Here is a 7,892-nt window from a genome sequence, read left to right as displayed (position 1 = left end):
CGCTCTTCCGATCTTGGCAGGCGTACAAAGCCTTGAGCTCAATACGATCGAGATCGGTACAAACACATTGAATGATGGATAAATGTTTCATCTGTACCTCCTAACTAAATAATAAATCCGAAGAAAATTGTGTAGCAGAGTCTCTGCTCACGATTAAATTCTATGCAATTGAGATAATAATTCAACCATTATAAATTGATTAATAAAAAAACAATGTATTCCTCCATTTAGAACGCTATGCCACTAAAAAACCAACACATTCACACAGTGAATAACAAATAATCAACATAATGATGTATTAAAAAAAGCCACAATGACTACGTTGTGGCTTTAATACATTCTAATTCAGCTTGTTATGCTTAAGACATCGCATCTTCTGTGATCAAATTATGTTTGTTCAATAACCGGTACATAGTAGCACGCGATACTCCGAGCTCTTTTGCAGCAATCGATACTTGCCCCGAGTGAGACTCTAACACCAATAAGAGTGCGTCTCTTTCACTGCGCTCTCGAATGCTCTTTAAACTACGTCGACCATCATGTCGTTTCGGCAGATCCAATTGAGACTCGTCGATCATAACGTTATCAGACATCAAGACAATGCGTTTGATTTGATTCATTAGCTCTCGTACATTTCCTGGCCAGTGATAACGTGTTAAGTCTCTGATCGCATCTTCAGAAAAACTTCGAGCTTGAGCATTAAATTCTTTTGAATACTCTTGCAGGAAATGGCGAGCAAGTAGAGCAACATCGCCCGCTCTTTCTTTTATGCTAGGGACATTAATCCGCAGCACATTAATGTAGTGATAGAGTTCTTCATTAAAATCACCATCAATCAGTGCTTTTTCGATATCAGAAGAATTCGCCGCTAAAATTCTTACATCCACTTCTTTACGGCCATCAGGCGTATCCACGACCCCTTCTTGTAAAAAACGCAGTAAATTCAATTGCTGAGACTTAGGTAAGGTTAAAATATCGTTCAGCAGAATCGTGCCACCGTCCGCCTTTTCAAGCATCGATACTTGAGTACCATCTTCTTGGTTAATGCCAAAAAAATCACACTCAATACGTCTTTCTGACATAGCACGACAATTCACCGAAATAAATTCTTGTTGAGATCGTGCTGATGTCTTGTGCACCGCCTTTGCAACGGTCTCCTTACCCGTACCACTTTCCCCGTAGATCAAAATGGATACGTCCGTTGGGCCAACACGTTTGATTTGATCTCGTAGGCGTTTCATTGGAATCGAATCACCAATAAGCCCCATATCACTCATTGAGCCATAATTTGGCCACACTTTTTTCTCGAGTTTTAACATACCAAGTTGGTGTCCTATGGTATTCAAAAGCTGAGCGTCAGGGATAGGAGAAGTGAAAAAATCAATACAGAAGTTAACAATAAACTGGCAAATGGTATCAGAGCTCAGTTGTGATTCACGGATAAATGCAAGCCAACGAACTTGCTTGTGCTTACTGACTAAGTTAGCGATACCATTGAGACTAAACTCGTCATGACTCAAGTCCACAATGCCGATACATGGGCCGGTCTCACTAAAAAGCGCATCAGCCTTACGTAAATCTGCACATGAAGTACAACGCCAACCAACTTGCTCTAGTACCGAAAGCCAGGGTTCATGTGTCCCACCAACAACGACAAGTGAACCTGGGACAGAATCCATACGGAATTGGCTACCCATTATTATGTTCCTTATATTGATTTTTTAAATTTATATCTAAGCCGTGAATACCTAACGGTAGTAGCCGTTACATTATCGAGACTGGCCGAGATAATCTGTCTCAATACTTAGACTAGGCCCCGAATAATCATTTATACAACTATTTTGGTCACATACATTCAAGTTAACTATAAAATCACGCGCATAAAACCATAATCTTCGTTAATTTCGACGCTTGTCAGTAAAAAAAAGCCACCCGAAGGTGGCTTTTTTTAGTTATTGATAAACAAGGAGTTAATGACGGATAATCTTTAAATCAGATCGCCACTGACGAACGCCTTACGACTGTGGACGCATTGCCGGGAACAAGATCACGTCACGGATTGTGTGCGTGTTTGTAAATAGCATCGCTAGACGGTCGATACCGATACCTTGACCCGCTGTTGGCGGTAGGCCGTGCTCTAGTGCAGTAATGTAGTCTGCATCGTAGTACATCGCTTCGTCATCACCCGCGTCTTTCGCGTTAACTTGCGCTTTGAAACGCTCGTCTTGGTCTTGTGCATCGTTAAGCTCAGAGAAACCGTTCGCTACTTCACGGCCACCGATGAAGAACTCAAAACGGTCTGTGAAGAATGGGTTGTCATCGCTACGACGTGCTAGAGGAGAAATGTCCGCTGGGTAGCCAGTGATGAACGTTGGTTGAATTAGCTGAGGCTCAGCCGTTTCACCAAAGATCTCTTCTAGAAGCTGACCACATGTCCAGAACGTTTCTACGTCTACGTGTACAGATTTTGCGATAGCAACCATCTTCTCACGGTCTTGTAGATCTGCTTCTGTTAGCGCTTGAATCTCAGCGTGCTCAGGGTTGTAGTTTTTGATTGCATCGAACATGCTCATGCGAGCGTAAGTACCACCGAACTCAACCGTTTCGTCACCGTAAGGCATAGAAGTAGAACCAAGAACGTCCATTGCTGCCGTGCTTAGCATCTCTTCTGTCAGATCCATAAGGTCTTTGTAGTCAGAGTACGCTTGGTAGAATTCCATCATAGTGAATTCTGGGTTGTGACGTGGAGATAGACCTTCGTTACGGAAGTTACGGTTGATCTCGAATACACGGTCAAAACCACCCACCACTAGACGCTTAAGGTAAAGCTCTGGTGCAACACGTAGGTACATGTCGATGTCTAGTGCATTGTGGTGAGTGATGAATGGACGTGCAGTTGCGCCACCCGGGATCACGTGCATCATTGGCGTTTCAACTTCTAGGTAGCCTTTCGCGCTCATGAAGTTACGGATTGAAGATACAAGCTTAGAACGCACGATGAATGCATTACGAGAGTCTTCGTTCACGATTAGGTCAACGTAACGCTGACGGTAACGCATCTCTTGGTCAGTGAGACCGTGGAACTTTTCTGGTAGAGGACGAAGTGCTTTAGTCAGCAATTCAAACTCTTCCATGTTCACGTAAAGATCGCCTTTACCCGATTTATGAAGCGCACCTTTAACACCAATGATGTCACCGATATCTAGGCCTTGGTACTTCTCTTTCAGTACTTTTTGTACGTCTTTCGCTGCGTATGCTTGGATACGACCAGAAGTTTCTTGAATCGCAAGGAATGGACCACGCTTCGCCATGACACGACCAGCGATTGCAACAATGTGGTTCAGCTCTTCTAGCTCTTCCTTAGTCTTCTCACCAAATTCCGCTTGCAGATCAGCAGCAAGACTGTCACGACGAAAATCGTTTGGGTGACCATTCGCACTGCAATTCTTGCGGATGTGATCTAATTTTCCACGACGCTCTGCAATGAGTTTGTTCTCTTCAGGTGAAGCAGCTTCTTGTGTATTTTCGTTTTGAGTAGCATCAGTCATTTTCAATGGACCCTATCTGTCGGTAAAGCTTATAAACCTGATTTCAGGCTAGCTTCAATAAATTTGTCTAAGTCACCGTCAAGAACCGCTTGTGTATTGCGGTTTTCAATGCCGGTGCGTAAATCTTTAATGCGAGAATCATCCAACACGTAAGAGCGAATCTGGCTGCCCCAACCGATATCAGATTTCGTTTCTTCACTCGCTTGTTTTTCCGCATTCTGCTTTTGGATCTCAAGTTCAAAAAGCTTAGCTCGCAGCTGCTTCATCGCTTGGTCTTTGTTTTTATGTTGAGAACGATCGTTCTGACACTGCACAACGGTATTGGTTGGCACGTGAGTAATACGTACCGCAGATTCAGTCGTGTTAACGTGTTGCCCACCAGCGCCAGAAGCGCGGTAAACATCGATACGTAAATCAGAAGGGTTAATGTCGATCGTAATGTTGTCATCAATCTCTGGGTAAATAAACGCAGAAGCAAATGAAGTATGACGACGGCCGCTTGAATCAAATGGAGATTTACGAACCAAACGGTGTACGCCCGTTTCCGTGCGCAGCCAACCATAAGCATACTCACCAGAGATACGTATTGTTGCGCCTTTCAGGCCTGCAACATCACCATCAGAAACTTCAATCACTTCCGTCTTAAAGCCTTTCGCTTCAGCCCAACGCAAATACATGCGTAACATCATTGATGTCCAGTCTTGAGCCTCTGTGCCGCCCGAGCCTGACTGCAAGTCAATGTAGCAATCTGAAGCGTCGTGATCACCTGAAAACATACGACGGAATTCAAGTTTGCCTAACTTGGCTTCAAGCTCAGCAAGTTCCGGTTCAATTTCATCAAAAGTTTCTTGATCGCCTTCTTCAACCGCAAGCTCCAACAAACCATCGACATCTTCAACCCCTTGGTCAAGCAAGTCGATCGTTTCTACTATCGCTTCAAGTGATGCACGTTCTTTACCAAGTGCTTGCGCACGATCCGGGTCGTTCCATACATCCGGTTGTTCTAGTTCTGCGTTTACTTCTTCTAGACGCTCTTTTCTTGCGTCATAGTCAAAGGTACCCCCTCAGGATATTTGTGCGCTCAGACACATCCTGAAGACGGTTTTTAATAGGATTGATTTCAAACATTTTAGCTCATCATTTGTGAGTAGAATTTAACCGAGAAAGTTTACTGAAAAATGTGATGAAGATACAGAAAAAACCGAGGTGAAATAGAAATAAAAAAGGCCGATGTTTTCATCGGCCTTTTTCAATTCATCATGCACAGAAAGCCTATAGAACGGTATCTTCTACGAAGACTTGATCAACGGCTTTACCAATAAAGAACATGCATATAATCGAAGCGAAAGTAGGAAGCACCCACCCCATTCCAACTTCAAACAGCGGTAGCATATTTAATGCTGAAACATCGATCCCGGCCACTTTTGCAGCATCAATAAGGGCAAAGATTAATGCTACAAGCACCACAACACGATAAGCCACAACCGGATTTGGCAGCTTTTCACGCACAAACGCTAGCACAACAAGTGCAATAGCTACGGGATAAAGAGCAAAAAGAACAGGTACAGAGAGGGAAATCAGCTGAGATAGACCCACATTCGCGACAAGTGCGCAAATTCCACCAATAATCAGAACCCACTTCTTATAAGACAATGACGTTAACGAGCTGAAGTAATCTGAACAAGCAGAAATCAAGCCAATTGCCGTGGTTAGACACGCCAATAATACAATCACCGACAAGACCAGTTGCCCATAAGGACCAAACAGCGCTTGAACGTACAAGCTTAAGACCACGCCACCGTTATCCGCCCCTGAAGCCACGACCGCACTGGTTGCCCCCAAGTAAAAAAGAGAAATATAGACAAAGGCTAAACCCGCAGCTGCGATGCACGCGGCACTGATCAAATATTTTGCCGTCGCGCTGCGTTCAGTGATCCCTTTGCTACGCAGAGCATCAACAATCAACATACCAAACATCAGCGAGCCAAACGTGTCCATCGTGTTATACCCTTCCAGGAAACCTTTGGTTAACGGTTGTGTCGCATACTCACCTTGAGCGGCAAGCATTTCGCCTTGTGGATCAACAAATACCGCCACCGCTAGAATGATCAAGCCAATGAATAGGACAGGCGTCAATACCTTACCAATCACATCGATAAGACGGCCTTGTGACCAAGCAAAGAACATAGCGATAGCAAAAAAGGCCGTGGAAAACAGGGCTAAGTCGACTTGGCCAGCATCAGTTAAAAAGGGGCGAACTGCCATCTCGTAGGCAACTAATCCAGTACGAGGGGCAGCAAAAGCAGGACCGATGATGATAAAAATAAGTACAGCGATAAGCGTTGCAGCGCGCACTGGTAGATCTTTCGTCAGATGTCCCCAAGAGCCTCCGACTTTCGCCACAGCGATGATGGTGATAAGCGGCAATCCGACCGCGGTGGCAAGAAATCCAATCATCGCAGGCATTAGGTTTTCACCGGCTAACTGCCCTGCCAATGGTGGAAATATAATGTTGCCTGCCCCTAAGAAAAAAGCAAACAGCATAAAGCCTACGGCTATAATATCTGTCAATTTTAAAGTCTGCTTCACAGCTAACCCTTACTATAATGTTGAACGATGTTATGTTTGCGTATTGTTGCTTTATCAGCACAATACCCTTTTATTTGGTCGCGAATAATGACGAAACCCTTATCAATTGGCAACCTCTGAGAGGTAAACACCATATTAATCTGCATTTTTATCTACAATGCAGTCAATAACACCATGCTTAGACAGATTAGCAGAACATAACAAAGAACAATCCGGCTACTTGCATGAAAACAAATAGCATAAAAAACCAAACATTAAATTAACAACAGACACTTTTACCAACAAAGAGTGTTTTAACGGAATTATCATGAAATGTAGCACGTTAAAAACTAAGGGATTCAAATTTAAGCAGTTTTCTATTGAAGGTGGCCGTTCCGGCATGCCAGTGAGTACCGATGGGATTTTATTAGGCGCTTGGTCAAACCTCGACCTTATGAACACATGCCTGGATATAGGAACTGGAACCGGACTGTTATCTTTAATGGCAGCGCAAAGGCATAACACATTAGCCATCACTGCCATTGATATTGATCGTCACGCGATTGAGAGTGCGCAGCATAATTTTAGACAATCACCATGGGATGACCGCTTACAACTGATTGAAGGGGACATTCTCAAGGCTCCCATGACCGCGCTTTTTGATGGCATCATCTGCAATCCGCCATACTTCAATTCAGGAGAGCAATCACACCATACGCAACGAGCCATCGCCAGACATACCGATACTCTTGATCATCATGCATTACTTGAGCGTTCTTATGCACTAACCACCCCCTTAGGAACCGCCAACTTCATTTTGCCCATTTATGAAGGTCATCAACTTATTGCCAAAGCGAAACCACTCAATTGGCACGTTACCCGACTCTGTTATGTAAAGACGACTGAGCAGAAAACAGCATCTAGGCTATTGATAGAAATAAGTAAAATGAAAACAGAGTTAGAAGAAACACACCTTGTCATTCACCAAGATGGGCAATACAGTAAAGAATTTCACTCATTGACTGAGAACTTTTATCTCAAGATGTAGAAATATCATGTGATCATAATCACTAATACATCTATAATATCCGACCTAATTTTTGCCATAACACGCCTATCGGCTTGTGGAGATACTACAGTGATCAGAACTTTTGCTGACCTTGATCTAGATGAAACCCTTATTACAGCGATAGAAGAGCTGGGGTTTGAGCGCCCAACGCAAATTCAAGAAGATGCGATCCCACAAGCTCTAGATGGCAAAGACATTCTTGCCTCTGCACCGACAGGAACAGGTAAAACCGCTGCTTTTTCACTTCCAGCGTTGCAATACCTGATTGATTTTCCTAGAAAAAGACCAGGGCCTGCTCGTGTATTGATCCTAACACCAACACGAGAGCTAGCGATGCAGGTAGCCGATGAAGCTCGTGCGTTGGCTAAAAACACACGCTTGAATGTCTTCACTATTACAGGCGGTGTTCAGTATCAGGAACATGCTGATATTCTTGCTCAAACGCAAGATATCGTGGTGGCCACACCGGGTCGCTTGATGGAATACATTGAATCAGAGCGCTTTGACTGCCGTGCGATTGAATGGCTTATTCTCGATGAAGCTGACCGCATGCTAGACATGGGATTTGCGCCTGTTGTCGATAGACTGGCGGCTGAGTGTCGCTGGCGCAAACAAACCCTACTCTTCTCTGCAACACTTGAAGGCCGAGGTGTGGAAGGCTTTACTGCTGATCTTTTAAAAAACCCAGCAGAGATCGGAAGAGCGGT

The 7,892-nt window shown here is 44.0% G+C and carries 6 protein-coding genes; 2 read left to right on the top strand and 4 right to left on the bottom strand.

Annotated elements, in window-relative coordinates; all coding sequences use genetic code 11:
- Positions 1-359 precede the first annotated feature (359 nt).
- The 4 genes from vpsR to brnQ all read right to left on the bottom strand — a co-directional run bounded on the left by vpsR (position 360) and on the right by brnQ (position 6,137).
- Complete coding sequence (vpsR, locus tag ACP45E_RS13170; RefSeq protein WP_017035479.1) at positions 360-1,697, bottom strand: cyclic-di-GMP-binding transcriptional regulator VpsR; 1,338 nt, start codon at positions 1,695-1,697, stop codon at positions 360-362.
- A 318-nt stretch (positions 1,698-2,015) separates the two neighbouring features.
- A complete protein-coding gene (gene lysS / locus ACP45E_RS13165) occupies positions 2,016-3,548 on the bottom strand; it encodes a lysine--tRNA ligase (protein WP_017037724.1) in 1,533 nt (510 codons plus the stop codon).
- 29 nt (positions 3,549-3,577) lie between these two features.
- Positions 3,578-4,676 (bottom strand): peptide chain release factor 2 gene (gene prfB / locus ACP45E_RS13160; protein ID WP_139073947.1). Its coding sequence is split into 2 segments (ribosomal slippage): positions 3,578-4,600 and positions 4,602-4,676, totalling 1,098 coding nucleotides; the frame shifts between segments, so codons are not numbered across the junction.
- 144 nt (positions 4,677-4,820) lie between these two features.
- On the bottom strand, positions 4,821-6,137 hold the full coding sequence (brnQ, locus tag ACP45E_RS13155; protein ID WP_017035482.1) for a branched-chain amino acid transport system II carrier protein: 1,317 nt from the start codon (positions 6,135-6,137) through the stop codon (positions 4,821-4,823).
- A gap of 307 nt (positions 6,138-6,444) precedes the next feature.
- Between brnQ and ACP45E_RS13150 the strand changes: the two genes are divergently transcribed.
- Positions 6,445-7,164 carry a tRNA1(Val) (adenine(37)-N6)-methyltransferase gene (locus ACP45E_RS13150; protein ID WP_017037725.1) on the top strand — a complete coding sequence of 240 codons (720 nt, stop codon included), beginning with the start codon at positions 6,445-6,447 and terminating at the stop codon, positions 7,162-7,164.
- A 90-nt stretch (positions 7,165-7,254) separates the two neighbouring features.
- The coding region (locus ACP45E_RS13145; protein ID WP_141707332.1) for a DEAD/DEAH box helicase at positions 7,255-7,892 on the top strand (638 nt) is incomplete at its 3' end.

It is taken from the genome of Vibrio genomosp. F10 str. 9ZD137, assembly GCF_049974785.1.
Lineage (GTDB): Bacteria > Pseudomonadota > Gammaproteobacteria > Enterobacterales > Vibrionaceae > Vibrio.
Note: the sequence above shows the minus strand (reverse complement) of the source record. Positions and strands in the feature narration are given on the sequence as shown.

Coding starts and splice junctions, on each gene's coding strand:
- vpsR (WP_017035479.1), bottom strand. CDS start 1,697: ATGGGTAGCCAATTCCGTATGGATTCTGTCCCAGGTTCACTTGTCGTT.
- ACP45E_RS13150 (WP_017037725.1), top strand. CDS start 6,445: ATGAAATGTAGCACGTTAAAAACTAAGGGATTCAAATTTAAGCAGTTT.
- lysS (WP_017037724.1), bottom strand. CDS start 3,548: ATGACTGATGCTACTCAAAACGAAAATACACAAGAAGCTGCTTCACCT.